This window comes from Streptomyces sp. NPDC053048, assembly GCF_044547045.1.
Taxonomy (GTDB): domain Bacteria; phylum Actinomycetota; class Actinomycetes; order Streptomycetales; family Streptomycetaceae; genus Streptomyces.
Genome location: NZ_JBITZS010000007.1, coordinates 414,301 through 435,126, shown reverse-complemented (window position 1 = coordinate 435,126; position 20,826 = coordinate 414,301). Strand labels below are relative to the sequence as shown.

Genomic DNA, 20,826 nt, shown 5'->3' with positions numbered 1-20,826 from the left:
GAGACTGGCGGCGCCGGACACGCGGCGCGATACCCCTGGAAGGCACCCGTGACCGCGAACACCGCACCGGACCTGCTCGACCTGGCGCCCCTCGGCGCCGGTCACTTCGCCCGTATCGAGGACAAGGTCGCGGCCCTGATGCGCACCCGCGAGACCGTCGTCGCGATGCAGGGCGAGGCCCTGCTGCCGCTGGAGGCATGCATCCGATCGGCCGTACGGCCCGGCAGCACCGCGCTCAACATCATCACGGGCCCGTACGGCGAGACGTTCGGCGGCTGGCTGCGCTCCTGCGGCGCCGAGGTCGTCACCGTCACGGCGCCCTTCAGCGGCGCGGTCACCCCGGACCAGGTCGCCGACGCGCTGCGGGCGAACCCCGCCATCGACTTCGTCAGCCTCGTCCACGCCGAGGCGGCCACCGGCAACACCAACCCCGTCGCCGCCATCGGCGAGGTCGTTCGCGAGCACGGCGCGCTGCTGATGCTGGACGCGGTCGCCTCCGTCGCCGCCGAACCGCTGCTCACCGACGAGTGGGGCGTCGACCTGTGTGTCATCGGCGGCCAGAAGGCGATGGCGGGCCCGGCGGGCGTTTCGGCCGTCTCGGTGAGCACGCGCGCGTGGGAGCGGATCGCGGCCAATGAGCAGGCGCCCCGGCGCTCGTACCTCTCGCTCCTGGACTGGAAGGAGCGCTGGATCGACGGCGGGCGCAGCGCGCTGCCGCACGCCCCGGCGCAGCTGGAGATGCTCGCCCTGGAGCAGGCGGTCGACCGCATCCAGGCCGACGGGCTGGACGGCGTCATCGCCCGCCACCGCGCCGCCGCGGCCGCGACGCGCGCGGGCGTACGGACGCTCGGCGCCCTCGCCCCCTACGTCGTCCGCGACGAGGACGCCGCTCCCGTGGCCACCACGCTGCGTGCCCCGGACGGTGTCGACGCCCGTGACGTCGTGGCGGCGGCCCTGGCGGCCGACGCCTCCGTGCCCGTACAGGCGGCGGCCGGCGCGCTGGCCAAGGAAATGATCCGCGTCAACCACTACGGCATGGAGGCGGACCGTGAGGTCGTCCTCGGCTCGCTGGCGGCCCTCGCCGAGGGGCTGCGGGCGCTGGGCGTGCCGCTGGCGGACCCGGACGGGGTCCGTGCCCTGGCTGCGGCGGGCGCGGCGTGGGACGCGGTGATCGAGGGCTGATACGAGGGGATCGGGGCCGGGCCGGCGGCGGGCGGCTGCTTTCCGCCCGCCCGTCCTCCTCCTGCTCCTCCGTTCGAGGCCGCTGCCGGTGCTGTACGCACCGGCAGCGGCCTTTTTGCGTTGTGCGGCCGTTCGGTGTTCGTTTTTGGGGTGTTCGGGTCGTTATTTCCGTTGTGTGGCGTGGAGCTCCGCGTTCATCCACGCGGATAAAATCGGAATCCACGTCCCGTTTCGTTTCCGGCCCTTCGGAGGTCCGTCCGTATGGCTCGGCGCAGGAGTCCCGCTCCGCCGTCCCCGGCCTCCGCGTTGCCACGCGCGGACGCGCGGCGCAACAGGGAGCTCGTCCTCCAGGCGGCCCGATCGGCGTTCGAGGAAGCCGGGTTGGCGGTGCCGCTGGGTGAGATCGCGCGGCGGGCCGGGGTGGGGACGGGAACGGTCTACCGTCATTTCTCGTCCAAGGAAGCGCTGTTCAGGGCCACCGTGGTGGACAGGGTGCGGCTTTTCACCGACACCGCACGGGAGTTGGCGCACGCCGGCGACCCCGGTGCGGTCTTCTTCCGTTACCTCGCGGCGGTTGTGCGCCTGTCCGTCCGGAACAAGGGCCTGTGCGACGCCCTGGAAGGTCGTTTCGAGCCCTCTCCGGGCGTCGAGGAGGACTTCCGTGACGCGCTGACCGTACTGCTCGAGCGGGCCCAACAGGCCTCCGCCGTACGGAAGGACGTGACGATCGGCGATGTGATGGCCCTGCTCATGGGCTGTCTGTCGATGGAGCAGCGGCGGGATCCGGGAGTGGCGCCGGGGAGGATGACGGCACTGCTGTGCGACAGCCTCCGTCCGGGGCGTCATGTGACGAAACTGCCCCGGAATCCGGCGGTGCGACGTAACGAAACGGGTTGTGCCCTGTGCGGAGGCCCGTTGCCCCCGGCGCGTACGGGCCGGCCCGCCCGGTACTGCGGTGGTGCCTGCCGGCAGAAGGCCCACCGCGAGCGGGCCCGCGCCCGCACGGGCGGATGACGCGGCGGAGCCCCGTCACGCCTCGGGTGCCCAGCGGCGTCCGGTGAGGACGACGAGGCCGCCGGCCGCCGCGAGGGCGGCGAGGACGACGCCGAAGGTGGTCGCCCCCGTGGTCAGGCCCACGGCGTCGCTCAGATAGCCGGCCGAGACGGGCAGCAGTCCGGCGGGCAGATAGCCGCTCACGTTCAGGGCGGCGTTGGCCTCGGCGAGGCGTCCGGCGGGCACGGCCGAGTTCAGCAGCGACAGACCGCCGAGCTGGCCCATCCCCTGGCCGGCACCGGCCATCACCGCGGCCGCGACGAGCAGGGCGACGGACGAGGAGCGCACCGCGCCCACCAGGCCGATCATGCTCACGGCCGTGCTCGCCGTGGCGGCGAGGAGGATCGTACGGACGCGCAGCCGCCGGACCGCGAACTGCACCCCTGTGGAGGCCAGGAACATCACGAAGGCCATGGCGCCGGCCAGCGTCCGGCTGGTCGTGCCCAGCAGGCCCGACAGCAGGGAGGGGCCGAGGGAGAGCACGAACGACGTCCCGGTGATGCCCGGGGCGAACGCCGCCGCGCCGAGCAGGAGCCGGCCGCCGGTGCCGTGCGGCATCCTCGGCAGCCGTATCCAGGCACCCCGGGCAGGCGCTGCCGCGGCTCGTGCCACCGGGCGTGCCACCATGCGTGGCACCGGCATGCGCAGGACGACCGCGAAGGCCGCTGCCAGCAGGGCGATCTCGACGAGGAAGACGGTCGCTGTCGGGGCGGGCAGGTTCTCCGACAGCACGCCCGCCAGCAGCGGACCCAGACCCGCGCCGAGCACCATCGCGCTCGACGCCACCAGGGCGGCCGTCCGCCTCCGCGCGGCACCCGCCACATCGGTGACCGCGGCCATTCCGGCGGACACGACCGCGCCGACGGCGATTCCGCTGAGCAGCCGGGCCACGACCAGTGCGGCCACGGAGAAGGCGGTGGCGAAGACCAGGCAGGCCACGGCCGCCAGCGCCAGCGCCGGGAGCAGGACGGGCTTGCGGCCGACGCGGTCCGAGGCCACGCCCGCGACCAGCAACGAACCGATCAGCCCGGCGATGTAGGAGGCGAAGACGATCGTCAGCGTGCCCCGCGAGAAGCCGATGTCGTGCTGCCACAGGGTGTAGAGCGGTGTGGCCGCGTTGGACAGGACGAACACCGCCGCCACCGGCCAGGCCGCGAGCCAGATCCACCAGCGGGGCGCGGCGGCCGGTGGCGGCTCCACGCCTGCCGGCGCGGCTGCAGCCGGCGCTGCAGCCGGCGCTGTTTTCATCGTTTTCTTCGCATACCGGGCGTCTAATGCCGTCACTGATCCCCCTCGTGTACGTCAGTACGAGTTTTCTCGAACTTAGCACGCTGTACGATTGGAGTCGTACATAGGTGATGTGGGTGTGAGGGGGTACCGATGTCGGCGACCGGCGCCGGAGCGGTGTTCAAGGTCCTGCCCGTACCGGCCGACGCGCCCGAGCCGTTGCCCGAGCCCGGGGTCGGCGACCTGCGCCTGGAGGCGGTGCTGGGCGTGCTGGGGGATCCCCTGCGCCTGGGGATCGTGCGCAAACTCCTGCTGGACCGCACGGAGTTCGACCATCCGTGCGGCTGGCTGGGGCTGGATCGCCCCAAGTCCTCGCTGACGCATCACTTCCGCGCGCTCCGCGAGGCCGGCGTCATCCGGCAGCGTCAGTACGGACTCGAGCGGCGCAGCCATGTCCGGGTCGACGATCTCGAGGCCCGGTTCCCCGGGCTGCTCCGCCTGGTGGCGGACTGGACGCCGCCCGGTCCGTCCTGAACGGAACCCGGCACAATCTTCAGGCGGAACCCTCAGGGGGTGAGGCCCTCGACGGCTGCGACCAGGGGGGCAAATTCGGCGCGCGTCGCGGCGTCCTGAAGGGCCTCGCGCAGCGCGGTGTCGTTGGTGGGCCGGGCCTCCTCGAGCAGTGAGCGGCCCGCGTCGGTGACGTCGGTGTAGATCCCGCGGCGGTCGGTGAGGCAGAGGTAGCGGGTCAGCAGACCGCGGTCCTCCAGGCGGTTGACCAGGCGCGTCGTCGCGCTCTGGCTCAGGACGACGGCGTCCGCGACCTCGTTCATGCGCAGGTGGCCGCCCTCGCCGTTGTGCTGGCGGCTGAGGACGTCGAGCACGGAGAACTCCCGCACGCTCAGGTCGTGGTGGGCCTGCAGGGCCCGCTCGAGGTGGGCCTCGATCCGGCTGTGCAGCGCGGACAGGGCGCCCCAGCCCTGTGACAGGCCGGTCAGGGCGGGGTCCGGGGTGCGGGACATGGTGAGCCCTCCTTCGAAGTCCTACGCGCCACCGTTCGAGTCGCTGCCCACCAGGATAGCTCTGCACCGCAATAGCCCGCGCTTGCAAGTAACTGCGTCTGCAATTATTGTGGAGGCCGGTAAAAGTCTGCTGCAAGGACTCGTGCCGCGGCCGAGGGCCGTGGCGCGTGTCCGCGCCCTCACCTCTGTCTGAAGGACCTCCGTCATGCCACTCGCCCTGCTGGCGCTCGCCATAGGCGCCTTCGGTATCGGCACCACCGAATTCGTCACCTCGGGCCTGCTGCCCGAGATCGCGGACGAGTTCGGCGTTTCCATCCCGACCGCCGGCTACCTGACCACCGGCTATGCGCTCGGTGTCGTCATAGGGGCCCCGGTGCTCGCCGTCATCGGCGGCCGGGTCGCGCGCAAGACGATGCTGATGGCCCTGATGGGACTGTTCGTGGTGGGCAACGCGCTGTCCGCGGCCGCGCCGGTCTTCTCGCTGATGCTGGCCGGACGGATCGTCGCCTCGCTCGCGCACGGCGCGTTCTTCGGCATCGGCGCGATCGTCGCCGCCGGCCTCGTCGCCCCGCAGAAGAAGGCGGGGGCGATAGCGATGATGTTCACGGGCCTGACGACCTCGACGGTGGTGGGCGTGCCCCTGGCCACGCTGATCGGCCAGAACGTGGGCTGGCGCGTTACCTTCCTGATCATCGCCGGGCTCGGCGTCCTCGCCGTCCTGGGCATCGCCGCACTGGTGCCCCGGCAGCCGCGCCCGGAGCGCGGCCGACTCAGCGGTGAGACGGCCGCCTTCCGCAACCCCCAGGTGCTGCTCGCCATGGCGATGACCGTTCTCGGCTTCGGCGGCGTCTTCACCATGAGCACCTACCTGGCCCCGATGATGACGGACGTCGCCGGGTACGCGCCCTCGTCCGTCACCTGGGTGCTCGTCCTCTTCGGCCTCGGCATGCTCGTCGGCAACCTCATCGGCGGCAAGTACGCGGACCGCGCGCTGATGCCCATGCTCTACAGCGCCCTGGGCGGGCTCGCGGTCCTGCTCGCCCTGCTGCCGGTCACCGCCCACAACAAGATCGCGGCCGCCGTCACTATCCCGCTCATCGGCGCCTTCGGCTTCGCCACCGTGCCGCCGCTGCAGAAGCGGGTGCTCGACCAGGCCGTGGACGCTCCCACCCTCGCCTCCGCCGTCAACATCGGCGCCTTCAACCTGGGCAACGCCATAGCCGCCTGGCTCGGCGGGCTCGTGATATCCGCCGGCTTCGGCTACACCGCGCCCAACTGGGTCGGCGCGCTGATGGCAGCGTCCGCGCTGCTCCTCGCCCTGCTCTCGGCGGCGCTCGAGCGGCGCACCACGGTTCGGGGCGGACGGATCGTCGCGGGCGGGGCGCCGTCGGCAGTCGCCGCCGGGCAGGAGTCGGAGTCGGTGACGGCCGCCCGCTGACCGCGCCCGCCCCCGGCGCCCGCCCCCGGCGGCCGGCGCCGCGGGCGGTGCGGAGTGCCACGTCGCGGCGACGCCCTAGGCTCGGGGCCATGAGCAGATTGCACTTGTTCGACCTCGACGGGACGCTCATCCACGGATCGGCGGCCGCGGTCGAGATCTCCCGGCAGCTGGGGCTGGAGGCGGAGATCGGCGAGCTGGAGCGGGCGTTCGCGGCGGGGGAGCTGACGCCGCCCCGGTTCGCCGAGCTGGCGGTGGAGCTGTGGGGAGAGCTGACCGAGCCGCAGGTGGCGGCGGCCTTCGAGGGCGCACCGTGGCTGGTGGGGATCAGGGAGGTCTGGGGGGAGATACGGGCGCGGGGCGAGCGGTGCGCGGTGATCTCGCTCTCGCCGGGGTTCTTCGTCGAACGCCTGCTGGACTGGGGCGCGGACGCGGCCCACGGCTCGCGGTGGCCGTCGGTGCCGTTCCGGGATCCGGTGGACCCGGCGGGGATCCTCGACGCGGCGGCGAAGGTACGGATCGCGGACGAACTCTGCGAGCGGTACGGAGTGGGTCGCGCCGACTGTGTGGCGTACGGCGACTCGATGTCGGACGCCCGGCTGTTCGCGGTCGTGCCGGTGTCGGTCGCGGTCAACGCGGATCACCATGTGCGGGACATCGCCTCGCACGCGTACAGCGGGCGGGATCTCAGGGAAGCCTATGAATTGGTCGCGGACCGGGGGTAGTTGCGCAGCCGGTCGGCCGGGCCACTTACCGGTGGGCCGGAAGGGAGCGGGTCAGCCTATCCGCAACGGCGGTCGGAGCGCCCGGACTTCCGGCAAACCTACCGGGCGACGGGCAAGGGGTGGAATGCTGCGCTCACTGGAACAGTCCGAGAGATGTTCGAGGCGAGGCGACCATGAACGCTCCGACCACCCCGTCGGCCGACGGCGGTGCCACCGGCGAGGCGGGTGAGCGGGGCTGGTTCACCCCACCGGACACACCGGAGGGCACACCGGACGGCACAGCAGAGGGCAGGCCGCGATTACGGACGGACACCTCGTCCGAGCGCAGACCCGCCCGGCCCGCCGCAGGTCCCTCCGCCCGGCCCTCCACCGGCTCCGCCCGGCCCGGCGCCGGGCCGTCCCCCGACACCGTGTTGATCCGGCGGACGCTGGCCGAGATCGAGCCGGTCGCCGACAAGGCCACGTCGTACTTCTACGCGCTGCTGTTCCTCCGCCGGCCCGCTCTGCGCGCGCTCTTCCCCGCCGCCATGGACACCCAGCGCGACCGGCTCTTCAGGGCCCTCACGGCAGCCGCGCGGCACGCCGACGACACCGCCACCCTCACCGAGTACCTCTCCCAACTCGGGCGGGGTCACCGCAAGTACGGCACGGAGGCCGGCCACTATCCGATCGTCGGCGAGTGCCTGATCGGCGCGCTCGCGCAGTACGCGCGGGACACCTGGAACCAGGCCGCGGAGGCCGCGTGGGTACGGGCGTACACCGTGATCTCACAGATCATGATCGACGCGGCGGCCGAGGACGCCCGGAGCTCGCCGCCCTGGTGGCAGGCCGAGATCGTCACGCATGAGCCGCGGACGCCGGACATCGCCATCGTGACCGTACGGCCCGACCGGCCCTATCCGTTCCGGGCCGGTCAGTACGCGAGCCTGGAGACCCCCTGGTGGCCGCGCGTGTGGCGGAACTACTCCTTCTCCTGTGCGCCCCGGGCGGACGGTCTGCTCTCCTTCCACGTCAAGGCCGTCCCGGCCGGCTGGGTCTCCCGTGCCCTGGTCCACCGGGCCCGCCCCGGCGACGTCATCCGGCTGGGGCCGCCCGCCGGTTCGATGACCGTCGACCACAGCACCGACGACGGCCTGCTCTGCCTGGGCGGCGGCACCGGCATCGCCCCCATCAAGGCCCTGGTCGAGGACGTCGCCCGGCACGGCCGCAGCCGGCCCGTCGACGTCTTCTACGGCGCCCGCCACAACGACGACCTCTACGACATCGACACCATGCTCAGACTGCAGAAGTCGCACCGCTGGCTCTCCGTCCGTCCGGTCGTCTCCGACGGCCCGACCCTCGGTCTGAGCGGGCAACTGCCCCAGGTCGTGCGCAAATACGGCCCGTGGACCGCCTACGACGCCTATCTCTCCGGGCCGCCCGGCATGATCCGCAGCGGCGTGGACACCCTCGTCGGCATCGGCATGCCGGCCCACCGCATCCGGCACGACTCCCTCGACGAGCTGACGGCGTCCGCGACCTAGGGCACGTCCGATGGCACGTCCGATGTCACGTCCGGTGCACGGCCCCGTCAGCCCAGGTCGTCGGCGAGCAGCGCCCGTACGCCCTCGATGTTGGCGTGGAGGAAGGCGCGCAGCGACGGCGGCACCACCTCCACCGACTCGATGCCCGCACGGGTGAAGGGGATGCGCACCACCTCGTAGGTGCCGAACGGTTCGTCGATCTCGGGGCCGTGCCGGCGGGAGAGGTCCATCGAGGCGAGCCGGCAGACGAAGAAGTGCTGCACCTTCACGCCGTGGGCCGCGTGGTGGAGGGAGTGGGAGACAGTGTCGACGAAGGCGGGCACCACGTCGACGACCTTGGCCCCCAGTTCCTCGTCGACCTCCCGGTGCAGCGCGGCGACCACGGTCGAGTCCCCGGGTTCGACGCCTCCTCCCGGAGTGATCCAGTAGGGGGCCTCGCCGGGCTTGGTGCGTTTGATGAGGATCATTTCGAGCCCGTCGGATCCGGGCTCGCCGTCGAGCAGGATGGCGCGGGCGGTGCGTTTGACCACGGGCCGTTCGGTCATAGGGGACATCTGCCGCGCCAGTCCCTCGGCGAAACCCGTTCTCACCAGGAAACGGCGGCCCGCAGAAGCCACTCGTGCGCCCTGGCCAGATGCGGGTGGGCCAGCGTACCGGCCCGTACGACCAGGAAGTAGGTGCGCAGCGGTGGCACCGGCGGGTCCAGCAGGGCCACGATCTCGCCGGAGTCGAGGGCGTCGCCGCACAGATAGCGCGGCAGTACGGCGATGCCGGCCCCGGCGGTGACGCAGGAGAGCACGGCGCGCAGATCGGGGGCGATGACGGCGCCCGCGGCCAGGGGCTTGGAGTCGAAGACGGCGGCCCAGTAGCGGGAGACGAACGGCAGGCTCTCGTGGACCTCCACGACGGGCAGGTGTTCCAGGGCTCGTACGCCCTTGTCCCGTACGACGGCCGCGCCGCCCAGGCGGGCGGCCCAGCGGGGCGCGGCGACCAGGACGTGCTCCTCGTCGCAGAGCGGGGTGGCGGTCAGCAGCCGGCCGCGCGGGCGGGTGCTGGTGATGCCGAGGTCGTGGTGGCCCGCGGCCAGCCCCTCGAAGAGTTCCTCGGCCGTGCCGTGGGCGGCCCGTACGGTCAGGCCCTGGGTGATGAGCGGGGCGAGCGCGGGCAGGGCGCGCAGGGCGGTGAACTCGGGGGGACCGGCCAGGTGCAGGGTGCGGTTGGTCCACTGCTCGTCGAGGCCGGCCTCGGTGATCTCCAGCAGGGCGTCCACATGCGGGGTGATCTTGTGGGCGAGCTCGTCGCCGATCGTGGTGGGCAGCACGCCCCGGGCCTGGCGGAGGAACAGGGGGCGGCCCAGCTGCCGTTCCAGGGTCCTGATCTGGCTGGTGACGGCGGGCTGAGAGAGGCCGAGCAGGGCGGCGGCCCGGGTGAAGGAACCGGCCCTGTGCACCGTGACGAATGTGCGCAAAAGGGCCAGATCCATGCCGTCTCCCCTTGTTCGCCACCATGGCTCGTAGGGGGAACTATAAATAAGTCGATAGGGCTGTGTCGCTAGCGTGATTGGACACTGACGCAGAGTCAACTAGCCTGGGTCGCGCGGTTCTTCGCGCGTGGAGCCGCGACGGCTCGAGCCAAGAGGGGGGAGGCTCGAGCCGTCCTTCTGTTTTCGCGGCCCCGTCGGCGGCACCGCCGGGTCAGTCCTTCTCGTCCGGCAGGATCACATGCATCGCCCAGGCCACGATCGAGATGATCACCCCGCCGACCAGCGCGGGCCAGAAGCCGCCGACGCGGAACGCGAGGTCCAGCTTGTCCGCGATCCACGAGGTCAGCAGCAGCATCAGCGCGTTGATGACGAGCGTGATCAGGCCGAGGGTGAGGATGAACAGCGGGAAGGACAGCAGCTTCACCACCGGCTTGACGATGAAGTTGACCGCGCCGAAGACGAGCGCGACGACGAAGAGCGTGACCACCTTGCGGGCGGTGTTCTCGCCGGACAGCGTGATGCCCTTGAGCAGCCAGATGGCTACCGCCAGGGCCGCCGCATTGGCGATCGTCTTGACTACGAAATTCTTCATGGTGAGATCGTTGCAGACGGGCGGGCCCAATGAAGATCGACTCTGGCCGGCACCGGCACCCCGATCGGCACAGCGAAGGATGGATCCCGCATGAGAGCGTTCCGGCTGGATGAGCTGGAGGCCGAGCGCGCCGCCAACCAAGGCGCCTATCTGCAGTTCCTGCGGGAGCGGAACATGTCCGTCGGGCTGTACGCCCTGGACGCCGGCGACACCGATCCGCAGGGGCCGCACGCCCAGGACGAGGTGTACGTCGTGATGAGCGGCCGTGCGTCGATCACGGTCGGCACCGAGACCACGACGGTGGGACGCGGCAGCGTGGTCTACGTACCGGCCGGGGCGGTCCACCGCTTCCACCACATCAGCGAGGACCTGCGGGTCCTGGTGGTCTTCTCCCCACCCGAGAGCTGAGCCCGGCCGTCCGGGGGTGCCGCCTCGCCGCGTCCCCGGCATCCCGTAGGGGGAGGTTCAGGGGAGGACGGGGGCTGTGCGGGCCCCGTCGGGCCACCCGCCCGCCCTAGCATCGAATGCAGGCCGGAGCATTTCGCTCCGGGCGGCCGGGGATCTTCACGCGGCGGCGGTATTCGCTCGTGATCTCCTACCGGCCGCGATGTGACGAGTGCGCGGAAAATCCCGCGCGAAGCGGAGAGCAGGGGTCGGCATGGCTGAGAAGGGGATATTCGACGGGATGCCGTGGTGGGTGAAGTGGATCGCCGTGCCGGTGCTCGTTCTGTTGGTGTTCGGCAGCCTGATCATGAGTGTGCTCGGCTTTGTCATCAGCCTGCTCTTCAAGGCACTGCTGCTGGTCGCGCTCGTCGGTGGCCTGATCTTCGTCGTCAAGAAGTTCACGTCGTCCTCGTCGTCGAGGGGCGACTGGTAAGGGCCGGCCGGGCCCGGACGTGACGTACCGCCCGGAAACGTCCTCACCGGCAGGCAGCGTCGCCCACGCCGTCGGCCGGTGTCCGCTCGCACCAACTCAACGAAGCGGAAGGCGGGGAGTTATCTCTCCCGTCAACATCTCTCCGTCAACGTGAACGCCCGACCCGTGGACCCAAACGGTAATCCGTGTGCCCTCGGGCCACTTTGGCCAGTTCTCGGCCGTTCCGTGCCAGCAAATCCCCCGTTACGACTCCGCCCAGTAGTCGAGTCGCTACGCTCCAGAGTCGGAGAGCTCGTATGCTCACCCTCGGTCTCCATGAGTAACTGGAAAATCACTCCTTGTGATCCACTGGGCGTTCTTGTCAGACTATGGCGTCATTGGGGCCATCAGGCTTCAATCCCTGCCAAACCGACGAAGACGGGGCATTGGGCGATGCGCGACACAGTTCAGGCAGAAGTGGTCATGACGTTCCTCGTCTCCGAGGAGCTGTCCTTCCGGATCCCGGTGGAGCTGGGCTACGACAGCAGCGACCCGTACGCGGTGAAGTTCACCTTCCACCTCCCCGGCGATGCCCCGGTCACCTGGGCCTTCGCCCGGGAGCTGCTGCTCGACGGGCTGAGCCAGCCCTCCGGCGAGGGCGATGTGCACATCGCCCCCGCCTCCTCCCAGCACCTGTCGGACGTCTTCATCCGGCTGCAAGTGGGCGGGGAGGGCGCGCTGTTCCGGGCGGGCGCGGCGCCACTGGTGGCCTTCCTCGACCGCACCGACCGCGTGGCCCCGCTCGGGGAGGAGCGCACGGTCGCCGACTTCGACTACGAGCTCGCTGCGGCGCTCGACAGCATCCTCGCCGGCAACCCGGAGGGTCAGAACGCCGGTTAACGGGCCGCCCGGCCCGGAACCCCGCCGTCCTGCCCGATCCACTCGACCGGCACCCGCCCGGCGCGCGGTGCCGCACCCCGGGGCGCGGACGCCGGTGGCCGGAGGGATCTCCGGACCATCGCCGCCGCTGCCGCTCCCCACGCTGCCGTTCCCGGGCCGACCACCGGTGGCCCCCCACCGACCACCGGCAGCCTGCCGTCAGCTCACTTCGCGCGCCGACGCCTGCCGCCGCGCGACCGCCCCCGACCCTTGCCCGCAGTGTGCCGGTCGGCACTGACAACGAGCGCCGCCAGCACGGTCGTCACCGGTACCGAGGCCACCAGGCCGATGCTGCCCACCAACGTGCGGACGATCTCCTCGGCGACGATCTCGCTCGTCGCCACCGTGCCCACCCCGCTGTCCGCGATCGAGAACAACAGCAGCAGCGGCAGGGAGGCGCCCGCGTACGCCAGTACCAGCGTATTGACCACGGAGGCGATGTGGTCCCGCCCGATGCGCATGGCCGAGCCGTACAGTTTGCGCCAATTCGCGGTGGGATCCGCCTCCTTCAGTTCCCACACCGCCGAGGTCTGGGTGACCGTGACGTCGTCCAGCACGCCCAGGGAGCCGATGATGATCCCGGCCAGCAGCAGACCACGGATCTCGATCTGCGGATACAGGCCGTGCACCAGGCCGGTCTGGTCGTCGGTATTGCCCGTCAGATGGGCCCAGTCGATGAAGAACGACCCCAGCAGGCCGATGACCAGCAGGGACGTCAGGGTGCCGAGCACCGCCACGGACGTCCGGGCGTTGAGGCCATGACACATGTACAGCGCGATCAGCATGATCGCGCTGCCGCCGATCACCGCGACCAGCAGGGGCTCGGAGCCCTGCAGGATGGCCGGCAGGATGAACATCGTCAGGACGCCGAAGCTGATCACCAGCGCCACGAGCGCGAATATCCCGCGCAGCCGTCCCACGAGCACCACCGCGAGCGCGAAGATGCCGGCGAGCAGCGCCATGGGGAGTGTCCGGTTCACGTCGGTGACCGAATAGCGCAGGTTCTCCGGCGCCTTCGGCGCGTAGGCGAGCACGACCTCCTGGCCCACGTCGTAGCGGCGCGAGGCGTCCGGCTGCACGATCTCCGTGAACGTATGCCCCTTGTCCTTGCCCGAGGTCACTTCGAGGGTCGCCTTCTCGCACGTGCCCCTGGGGGGAGGAGGTGCCCCCTGTTGTTGCTGTTGCGACGGTGGCGGCGTCAGGCCGCCGCCCTTGGGGCAGTCCTGCTCCTCGAGCTTGACGACCCGTCCCGACTCGGTCTGCTGGTCGAGGCCCAGTCCGCTGTGCGGGTGCGGTGGGGCGCCACCCGGCCAGAGGACGATCAGGCCCGTCACGACCGCGGCAGCGAACGGGATGAGAACGGCCGCGATCACCTTGCGCAAATGCGACGAAACCGGGGTCGGTGGGCCATGGCTGTGCGAATGGCCGTGCGAGTGACCGTGGGGGGAGTGGTTGGTGCTTGTCACCCGGGCATCATCGCAAGCCCCACTGGTCCTTCCGCCGGGGAAGGCGCTAGCGTGGTGCCACCTTTGCAATCGCGGGAGCTCGGAGCACCGGGCTGAGAGGGCGCTGAACTCCGTACGGATCGACGTACGGACACCGCTGCGCCGACCGCCGAACCTGGTACCGGGTAATGCCGGCGTAGGGAGTTACTGGTCTCATGACCTCGCAGGATGCACGCATGTCTGCCGACGGATCCGCCGAGCGGATCGGCTGGCACAAGGACTATGTGACGGGTTCGCGGCCGGACCTGCGGGTTCCGGTGCGACGGGTGCACCTCACCAACGGACGGGACGTACGGCTGTACGACACCTCCGGCCCGTACACCGACGCGGCGATCGAGACGGACGTCCGGCGCGGCCTGGCGCCGCTCCGGGAGAACTGGATCATCGGCCGCGGCGACACGGAGGAGTACGCCGGGCGCCCCATGCGCCCGGAGGACGACGGCATCAAGCACACCTCGCCGCGCGGCGGGCTGAAGAACCTCGACGCGGTCTTCCCGGGCCGCCCGCGCCTGCCCCGCCGGGGCCGGGACGGCGCCGCGGTGACCCAGCTCGCGTACGCGCGCCGCGGTGAGATCACCGCGGAGATGGAGTACGTGGCCCTCCGGGAGAACGTCTCTCCCGAGACCGTCCGCGAGGAGATCGCGGCCGGCCGCGCCGTGCTGCCGGCGAACGTCAACCACCCGGAGATCGAGCCGATGATCATCGGCAAGAAGTTCCTGGTCAAGGTGAACGCCAACATCGGCAACTCCGCCGTCACCTCCTCCATCGAGGAGGAGGTGGAGAAGATGACCTGGGCGACCCGCTGGGGCGCCGACACGGTCATGGACCTCTCCACCGGCCGCAACATCCACACCACGCGCGAGTGGGTGCTGCGCAACTCCCCCGTGCCGATCGGCACCGTGCCCCTCTACCAGGCCCTCGAGAAGGTCGACGGCAAGGCCGAGGAGCTCACCTGGGAGATCTACAAGGACACGGTCGTCGAGCAGGCCGAGCAGGGCGTCGACTACATGACGGTGCACGCGGGCGTGCTCCTGCCGTACGTACCGCTGACCGCGCGCCGCAAGACCGGCATCGTCTCCCGCGGCGGGTCGATCATGGCCGCGTGGTGCCTGGCGCACCACAAGGAGAACTTCCTCTACACCAACTTCGAGGAGCTCTGCGAGATCCTCGCCGCCTACGACGTGACGTACTCGCTCGGCGACGGGCTGCGCCCCGGCTCGATCGCGGACGCCAACGACGAGGCGCAGTTCGCCGAGCTGCGCACGCTGGGCGAGCTCAACCGGATCGCCAAGCGGCACAACGTGCAGACGATGATCGAGGGCCCGGGGCACGTCCCGATGCACAAGATCAAGGAGAACGTGGACCTCCAGCAGGAGATCTGCGAGGAGGCGCCGTTCTACACGCTCGGACCCCTGACGACGGACGTCGCGCCGGCGTACGACCACATCACCTCCGGCATCGGCGCGGCGATGATCGCCTGGTGGGGCACGGCGATGCTCTGCTACGTCACGCCCAAGGAGCACCTGGGCCTGCCGGACCGCGACGACGTGAAGACCGGCGTCATCACCTACAAGATCGCGGCCCATGCGGCGGATCTCGCCAAGGGGCACCCGGGGGCGCAGGAGTGGGACGACGCGCTGTCCGACGCGCGGTTCGAGTTCCGCTGGGAGGACCAGTTCAACCTGGCGCTCGACCCGGACACCGCGCGCGCCTTCCACGACGAGACGCTGCCGGCGGAGCCGGCGAAGACGGCGCACTTCTGCTCGATGTGCGGCCCGAAGTTCTGTTCGATGAAGATCTCGCAGGACATCCGTCGTGAGCACGGCGGTGACCTGGCGGTGGACGCGGACGCGGCGGCCGGGATGGCCCAGAAGTCCAAGGAGTTCGCGGCCGCGGGCAACCGCGTCTACCTGCCGATCGCGGAGTAGCCGGCCGGGCCGGGGCCCGGACCCGGTTGGGCCAGGGCCCGGAGCCGTGGAGAGGGGGACGGCTCCGGGCCCCGCGACGTCCTGGCCCGGCGACGTCCGGGTGGTCTTGGCGCCCGTTCGCCCTGGTCGCTCGCCCTAGTCGCCCGCCCTGCGGTCCGGTCCGGCGGTGTCGGGGCCGGTGAGGTCCGGGCCGGGCCAGGCGCTGCGGCTGGGGGCGGACGGCTTGGTGTCGGGGCTGGAGAAGCCGGGGCGGGAGTACCCGAGGTGCGGTGTGCGGCTGGGGCCCGTGTGGTTCCTGGGGGAGCGGGGGCGGCGGGGCGCGGGGGGCGTCTTGGCCAGGACCTCGCGGAGGAAGGGCAGGATGCCGCGCGCCAGCAGCGCCCGTCGCCAGGCCTCGTGGGCCCGCTCGGCCTCCTCGGTGAGCTCGTCGCGCGGCGGGGCCTCCTCCGCCCGCTGACCGTTGCGCAGCGCCGTGCGCAGCATTCCCGACATCGCGACGAGCACCCCGGCGACGGTGAAGGCGCCGAACCACCAGCCGACCGTGATCATCGGGCGGGCGACGGACTCGCCCGCCCCGACCGTCCGCATGACGTAGCCGATCAGCAGGAAGAGGAACGCGGCGATCCCGGCCAGGACGGGGGCGAGGACGGCGATGACGGCGCCGGCCCCCGCGCCCTCGTCCTCGGGGACGTCGGCGGGCGCGGTGACGGGGGAGGGCGGGCCGGTCTCGTCCGGGCGGGCGGCCACGGAACCCGCAGGCTGCGGCCGGGCGGCGGCCGAGCGGGCGCGCAGTGCCTCGCGCGCCCCGAGGAATTCCTGGTATTCCGCCATCGCGCAGGCGGAGATGGCGGACATGGCGCTGATCGCCATGGCGCGCAGCTGTTCGGTCTGCAGCCGATGTCCTGGCGGCACGGCGAGTTCCGGGTCATGTTTCGCGGTACGCAGCGCCTGGTCGAGAATCCGCTCGAATTCCGGGCGGTCCTCGGCCAGCAGGTGCGGAACGCTGTTCATGTGCATCCCCCGATGCTCCGTAGGGCCTTGATGCCGGCTTGTACCGGGCAGTGGGCGGAAACGGAGGAGAGCCTGCTACGGATAAGCCGATGGTAGAGCCGCACCGGCGCGGGGTGACAGCCGGTTTCCCGAATTACCCCGCTGTGGTGGAACTCAGCACCTGCCCGTGCATCGGGCGGCTGAACCCTCAGCCTGCCAGCGGAAGTTGCACCACCAGCAGTTTTCCGGCCATTGTGACGCCGCCGTCCATGGCCAGCGCGAGCCCGTCGGCGTACAGGTGCGGTCCCTCGACCAGCGGAGTGCCGTCCTCGCCGTCCGCGTCCTCGGTACCGACCTCGCCCAGGAGGTAGGGGATGGGGCTGTGGCCGTGCACGATGCGGCTGCCGCCGTAGGTCTGCAGCAGCTCCCGCACGGCCATCGGGCCGGCGTCCTCGTCGCGGAAGGCGAACCGCTTGGTGAACTTGCGGAACAGGTCCCAGACCTCGTCGGGGTCGTTGCGCTGCAGGGCCTCGGTGATCGCGTCGTTGACGTCCTCGATGGAGTCGCCGAACTCCAGGTAGGCGGTGGTGTCGGAGTGCACCAGCAGGTGCCCGTCCTCCTCGGCGATCGCGTCCAGGCGCGACATCCACTGCAGGTGGTGGTCCTCCAGGCGCTCCATGTCGGTGCGCTGGCCGCCGTTGAGCAGCCAGGCGGCCTGGAAGGAGGCGGTGCCGGCGCCGGAGTTCACGGGCGTGTCGGCGAACCGCTTGGCGCCGATCAGCAGCAGCTCGTGGTTGCCCATGAGGGCCTTGCAGTAGCCGCCGGCGGCGGCGGCCTCGGCGGACAGCCGCATGACGAGGTCGATGACGCCCACCCCGTCCGGCCCGCGGTCGGTGAAGTCGCCGAGGAACCAGAGCCGGGCGTTGCCCGCGGCCCAGTGGCCGTGCGCGTCGATGAGGCCCTGGGCGGCCAGCGCCTCGTACAGCTCGTCGAGGTAGCCGTGCACGTCGCCGACCACGTACAGCGGCCCGCGGCCGGCGGGCACCGGCGGGTGCTGCGGCTGGTGCTGGGGCTGCGGAGGGGCGATCGGGGTCAGCTCGACGGTGGGGACGTCCTGGGGGGCGCCCGCGCCGATGACCGGCAGATCGCGTGCGGTGGGGGTGTACCCCTGGGGGTACTCCGGATACTCCGGAGCGGCCTGGACGGGCGCCGCGTGCCCGTATCCGGGCATGGGCGGGTGGGCGGCGTACCCGGGGAAGGGCTGCATCGCCGCCGTGGTCCGTGCCGCAGGTCCCTGCCCGGCCCCCTGAGTCATCGACCCCTCCACCATCGCGCCGCCGTGCACCTTGTGGACCTTGCCTGGTCGATGGCGGTCCGTGGTGTCGTGCGCCCATCATAGGAATGACCGTCGCGGCTTGTGACGCACCAGGGGCCGTGAATCGGGGCGCGGGACCGGGATCGCCGGTCATTTCTCCCTAAATGAGCCGTTTGATGAGCCGTTCGCGCCGGTCAGCCGGGTGCCGGGGCGGCTCCCCCGGGTCCGGGGCCTGCTTCCCCGTGCGCCGGACGTGGGTCACTTCCGGTTGACGCGGGTCGGGGCGCGGGCGGTTCCGCCGGGGTGTGCGGAGGGTGCCGGGGCGCCTCGGAGGGGTCGCTCGTTCAGGTGGTGGCGGGTCCGCGCGGCGCGCTGACGGTGGTGCGCGGCGGGCGGCGTTCGGAGGAGGTCCGCACGATCAGTTCGGTGGGTATGACCTGTTCCACGGGTCGGCCGGTGTCCAGGCCCTCGATGGCGTCGATGAGCAGCTGGACGACCGCGGTGCCGATCCGCCGGGGCTTGAGCGAGAGCGTGGTGATCGGCGGCTCGGTGGTGGCGTACACGGTGGACTCGCTGCAGCAGACGAGCAGCAGGTCGTCCGGGACGCGCAGGCCGTAGCGGCGGGCGGCGGCGAGCAGGTCGGTGCCGTTGGGGTCGAACAGCCCGTACACCGCGTCGGGCCGGTCGGGCCGGGCCAGCAGCCGGTCCGCGGCCACGGCGCCGGCGCACGGGTCGTGGGCGGGGTACTCCTCGTAGACCGGGTCCTGGCCGACGCGCTCGCACCACCGCAGGTAGGCGGTGGTGGACAGGCGCGTGTACGTGTCGGTGGTGGTGCCGGTGAGCAGGCCGATCCGGCGGGCGCCGGCGGCCGCGAGGTGGTCGAGGATGCCCAGCACCGCGGCCTCGTGGTCGTTGTCGACCCAGGCGGTGACGGGCAGCGTGCCGGCGGGGCGGCCGTCGGAGACGACCGGGATGCCCTGGCGGACCAGGTCGGAAACCACCGGATCGTGGTCGGAGGGGTCGATGACGACGGTGCCGTCGAGGGCGACGTTGGACCACACGTCGTGCCGGGAGGTGGCGGGCAGGATCACCAGGGCGTAGCCGCGCGCGAGCGCGGCGGACGTGGCGGCTCTGGCCATCTCCGCGAAGTAGGCGAACTCGGTGAAGGTGAAAGGTTCATCCCCGTAGGTGGTCACGGTCAGGCCGATGAGGCCGGACTTTCCCGTACGGAGGGTGCGGGCCGCGGCCGACGGGCGGTAGCCCAGCCGGTCGGCGACCTCGCGGACGTGGCGGCGGGTCGCGTCCGGTAGCCGGCCCTTGCCGTTGAGCGCGTCGGAGACGGTCGTGATGGAAACCCCGGCGGCGGCGGCCACATCACGGATGCCCGCCCGTCCCTGCCGGCTGCCCCTGCGGGAGGGTTCCGCCCGGCTCACCTGATGCTTCCCTGCTGCTGTCATGGCGACCCGATAGTAGGGCTCGGGTGGTCCTTTGGCAGGGCGGCGTATTTGACTGTTGACAGGCACGTTTCTGCTCTGCCGATTTCGCTCAATGATCATGGAAATGCAGGTAGTTGAGCCGCTCTTCGGGGGGCTGTCGGCCTGGTGCCTCTCCACGTCTGATGAATGGTCCAGGTATCGAAGAGGTCTCAACTCACCTTCACGGGGGATGCGCGCCACGGCGTCCGCCACGGCGCGCACGGGAAAGAGGAGCGCTCCCATCGCTCTGGACGCCGCCCGGGGCAATCCTCATAAGGTGTGCAGTATTCGCTTCAGAGGTGGAGGAGGATCCCGCGGTGACCGAGAAGACCCCGAAGCTGCGCGCGGCGCTGGACAGTGTGCCGACCTACAAGCCGGGCCGACCGGCGGCCGCCGGCGGCCCCGTCGCGTACAAGCTGTCCTCCAACGAGAACCCCTATCCGCCGCTGCCCGGGGTGCTGGAGAGCGCCCTCGAGGCGGCCGCCTCCTTCAACCGCTACCCCGACATGGCCTGCACCGGACTCATGGCCGAGCTGGCCGAGCACTTCGACGTGCCGCTGTCGCACCTGGCCACGGGCACCGGCTCGGTGGGCGTCGCCCAGCAGCTGGTCCAGGCGACCGCGGGGCCGGGTGATGAGGTGATCTACGCCTGGCGCTCCTTCGAGGCGTACCCGATCATCACCCAGGTCTCGGGCGCCACTCCGGTGCCGGTCCCGCTGGCCGAGGGCGATGTGCACGACCTGGACGCCATGCTGGCCGCGATCACCGAGCGGACCCGGCTGATCTTCGTCTGCAACCCCAACAACCCCACGGGCACCGTGGTGCGCCGGGCCGAGCTGGAGTCCTTCCTGGACCGGGTGCCCGCCGACGTGCTGGTCGTCCTCGACGAGGCGTACCTGGAGTTCATCCGCGACGACAGCGTCCCCAACGGCATCGACCTCTACCGCACCCGGCCGAACGTCTGCGTGCTGCGGACGTTCTCCAAGGCGTACGGGCTGGCCGGGCTGCGGATCGGGTTCGCCGTCGCGCACGAGCCGGTGGCGGCGGCGCTGCGCAAGACGGCCGTGCCGTTCGGCGTGAGCCAGGTGGCCCAGGATGCGGCGGTCGCCTCGCTGCGCAGCGAGGACGCGCTGCGCGAGCGGGTGGACGCGCTGGTGGCGGAGCGGACCCGGGTGGTGGAGGCGCTGGCCGGGCAGGGCTGGACGCTGCCGGAGTCGCAGGCCAACTTCGTCTGGCTGCCGCTGGGCGAGCGTTCGCAGGACTTCGCCGCCGCGTGCGAGCGCGCGGGCGTGGTCGTACGGCCGTTCCCGGAAGGCGTGCGGGTGACGATCGGAGAGGTCGAGGCGAACGACCTCTTCCTGCGGGCCGCCGAGGAGTTCCGCAAGGAGCTGTAGCCGGCCGGCCCGGACCACCGGGCCCAACCGATCCGGGGTATCCCCTTCGCGCCAGGGCCGAAGGGGGTACCCCGGCTGCTTGTCCGAAAAGCCCGTGCGTCATAATGCTTGTGAATGTGAACGCGTTCACAAGCCTGCCTTTATGTCCCGCTTTATCTGGGCCATACAAGGGCATAACGTCG

20 protein-coding genes and 1 riboswitch are annotated in these 20,826 nt (G+C 71.3%); of the genes, 11 read left to right on the top strand and 9 right to left on the bottom strand.

What is annotated here, in order from left to right:
• Nucleotides 1-48: 48 nt before the first annotated feature.
• Both ACIG36_RS21345 and ACIG36_RS21340 read left to right on the top strand, forming a co-directional pair.
• Nucleotides 49-1,182 (top strand): pyridoxal-phosphate-dependent aminotransferase family protein, encoded by a 1,134-nt coding sequence (locus tag ACIG36_RS21345; protein ID WP_399929942.1) that lies wholly within the window; start codon nt 49-51, stop codon nt 1,180-1,182.
• Between the two features lie 261 nt (nt 1,183-1,443).
• Nucleotides 1,444-2,196: a TetR/AcrR family transcriptional regulator gene (locus tag ACIG36_RS21340; RefSeq protein WP_399929939.1), complete on the top strand. Its 753-nt coding sequence runs from the start codon at nt 1,444-1,446 to the stop codon at nt 2,194-2,196.
• A 15-nt stretch (nt 2,197-2,211) separates the two neighbouring features.
• Here ACIG36_RS21340 and ACIG36_RS21335 read toward each other — a convergent pair whose 3' ends face one another.
• Entirely contained in the window at nt 2,212-3,483 is a 1,272-nt protein-coding gene (locus tag ACIG36_RS21335) for an MFS transporter (RefSeq protein WP_399929936.1), read from the bottom strand.
• A 132-nt stretch (nt 3,484-3,615) separates the two neighbouring features.
• On the opposite strand from ACIG36_RS21335, the gene ACIG36_RS21330 reads away from it, so the two are divergent.
• Nucleotides 3,616-3,996, top strand: coding sequence for an ArsR/SmtB family transcription factor (locus tag ACIG36_RS21330; protein WP_399929933.1), 381 nt, complete (start codon nt 3,616-3,618; stop codon nt 3,994-3,996).
• A gap of 32 nt (nt 3,997-4,028) precedes the next feature.
• Here ACIG36_RS21330 and ACIG36_RS21325 read toward each other — a convergent pair whose 3' ends face one another.
• Nucleotides 4,029-4,484 carry a MarR family winged helix-turn-helix transcriptional regulator gene (locus tag ACIG36_RS21325; protein WP_399929930.1) on the bottom strand — a complete coding sequence of 152 codons (456 nt, stop codon included), beginning with the start codon at nt 4,482-4,484 and terminating at the stop codon, nt 4,029-4,031.
• A 205-nt stretch (nt 4,485-4,689) separates the two neighbouring features.
• Here ACIG36_RS21325 and ACIG36_RS21320 point away from each other — a divergent pair, with 205 nt between their 5' ends.
• From ACIG36_RS21320 to ACIG36_RS21310, 3 genes are all read left to right on the top strand, one after another.
• Complete coding sequence (locus ACIG36_RS21320) at nt 4,690-5,922, top strand: MFS transporter (protein WP_399929928.1); 1,233 nt, start codon at nt 4,690-4,692, stop codon at nt 5,920-5,922.
• An 89-nt stretch (nt 5,923-6,011) separates the two neighbouring features.
• Nucleotides 6,012-6,644 carry an HAD family hydrolase gene (locus tag ACIG36_RS21315; protein WP_399929925.1) on the top strand — a complete coding sequence of 211 codons (633 nt, stop codon included), beginning with the start codon at nt 6,012-6,014 and terminating at the stop codon, nt 6,642-6,644.
• Nucleotides 6,645-6,817: 173 nt separating this feature from the next.
• On the top strand, nt 6,818-8,167 hold the full coding sequence (locus ACIG36_RS21310) for a globin domain-containing protein (protein WP_399929922.1): 1,350 nt from the start codon (nt 6,818-6,820) through the stop codon (nt 8,165-8,167).
• A gap of 47 nt (nt 8,168-8,214) precedes the next feature.
• Here the strand turns inward: ACIG36_RS21310 and ACIG36_RS21305 are convergent, their stop codons facing one another.
• The 3 genes from ACIG36_RS21305 to ACIG36_RS21295 all read right to left on the bottom strand — a co-directional run bounded on the left by ACIG36_RS21305 (nt 8,215) and on the right by ACIG36_RS21295 (nt 10,242).
• Nucleotides 8,215-8,712, bottom strand: a complete 498-nt coding sequence (locus ACIG36_RS21305) for an NUDIX domain-containing protein (protein WP_399929920.1) — start codon at nt 8,710-8,712, stop codon at nt 8,215-8,217.
• Nucleotides 8,713-8,753: 41 nt separating this feature from the next.
• Nucleotides 8,754-9,650, bottom strand: a complete 897-nt coding sequence (locus ACIG36_RS21300; RefSeq protein ID WP_399929918.1) for a LysR family transcriptional regulator — start codon at nt 9,648-9,650, stop codon at nt 8,754-8,756.
• Between the two features lie 211 nt (nt 9,651-9,861).
• The gene (locus tag ACIG36_RS21295) at nt 9,862-10,242 is read right to left on the bottom strand and encodes a phage holin family protein (protein WP_399929915.1); all 381 of its coding nucleotides are present in this window, start codon (nt 10,240-10,242) and stop codon (nt 9,862-9,864) included.
• A gap of 90 nt (nt 10,243-10,332) precedes the next feature.
• Between ACIG36_RS21295 and ACIG36_RS21290 the strand changes: the two genes are divergently transcribed.
• The 3 genes from ACIG36_RS21290 to ACIG36_RS21280 all read left to right on the top strand — a co-directional run bounded on the left by ACIG36_RS21290 (nt 10,333) and on the right by ACIG36_RS21280 (nt 11,998).
• Complete coding sequence (locus ACIG36_RS21290) at nt 10,333-10,650, top strand: cupin domain-containing protein (RefSeq protein WP_399929911.1); 318 nt, start codon at nt 10,333-10,335, stop codon at nt 10,648-10,650.
• 250 nt (nt 10,651-10,900) lie between these two features.
• Nucleotides 10,901-11,119 carry a DUF5326 family protein gene (locus ACIG36_RS21285; RefSeq protein ID WP_086573813.1) on the top strand — a complete coding sequence of 73 codons (219 nt, stop codon included), beginning with the start codon at nt 10,901-10,903 and terminating at the stop codon, nt 11,117-11,119.
• 432 nt (nt 11,120-11,551) lie between these two features.
• The gene (locus ACIG36_RS21280; RefSeq protein WP_086573811.1) at nt 11,552-11,998 is read left to right on the top strand and encodes an SsgA family sporulation/cell division regulator; all 447 of its coding nucleotides are present in this window, start codon (nt 11,552-11,554) and stop codon (nt 11,996-11,998) included.
• Between the two features lie 203 nt (nt 11,999-12,201).
• On the opposite strand, the gene ACIG36_RS21275 is transcribed toward ACIG36_RS21280, so the two are convergent.
• Nucleotides 12,202-13,503, bottom strand: coding sequence for a YibE/F family protein (locus tag ACIG36_RS21275; protein WP_399929907.1), 1,302 nt, complete (start codon nt 13,501-13,503; stop codon nt 12,202-12,204).
• Nucleotides 13,504-13,564: 61 nt separating this feature from the next.
• Nucleotides 13,565-13,702: riboswitch (TPP riboswitch) on the top strand.
• On the opposite strand from ACIG36_RS21275, the gene thiC reads away from it, so the two are divergent.
• Nucleotides 13,698-15,470: a phosphomethylpyrimidine synthase ThiC gene (gene thiC / locus ACIG36_RS21270; RefSeq protein WP_399929904.1), complete on the top strand. Its 1,773-nt coding sequence runs from the start codon at nt 13,698-13,700 to the stop codon at nt 15,468-15,470. (Overlaps the previous riboswitch by 5 nt.)
• A 135-nt stretch (nt 15,471-15,605) precedes the next feature.
• On the opposite strand, the gene ACIG36_RS21265 is transcribed toward thiC, so the two are convergent.
• The 3 genes from ACIG36_RS21265 to ACIG36_RS21255 all read right to left on the bottom strand — a co-directional run bounded on the left by ACIG36_RS21265 (nt 15,606) and on the right by ACIG36_RS21255 (nt 19,232).
• The gene (locus ACIG36_RS21265) at nt 15,606-16,481 is read right to left on the bottom strand and encodes a hypothetical protein (RefSeq protein ID WP_399929901.1); all 876 of its coding nucleotides are present in this window, start codon (nt 16,479-16,481) and stop codon (nt 15,606-15,608) included.
• Nucleotides 16,482-16,668: 187 nt separating this feature from the next.
• Nucleotides 16,669-17,790, bottom strand: a complete 1,122-nt coding sequence (locus ACIG36_RS21260) for a metallophosphoesterase family protein (protein ID WP_399930117.1) — start codon at nt 17,788-17,790, stop codon at nt 16,669-16,671.
• 329 nt (nt 17,791-18,119) lie between these two features.
• Nucleotides 18,120-19,232, bottom strand: a complete 1,113-nt coding sequence (locus tag ACIG36_RS21255; RefSeq protein ID WP_399929898.1) for a LacI family DNA-binding transcriptional regulator — start codon at nt 19,230-19,232, stop codon at nt 18,120-18,122.
• A gap of 335 nt (nt 19,233-19,567) precedes the next feature.
• Between ACIG36_RS21255 and hisC the strand changes: the two genes are divergently transcribed.
• Nucleotides 19,568-20,644 (top strand): histidinol-phosphate transaminase, encoded by a 1,077-nt coding sequence (gene hisC, locus ACIG36_RS21250; RefSeq protein ID WP_399929895.1) that lies wholly within the window; start codon nt 19,568-19,570, stop codon nt 20,642-20,644.
• Nucleotides 20,645-20,826: the final 182 nt, after the last annotated feature.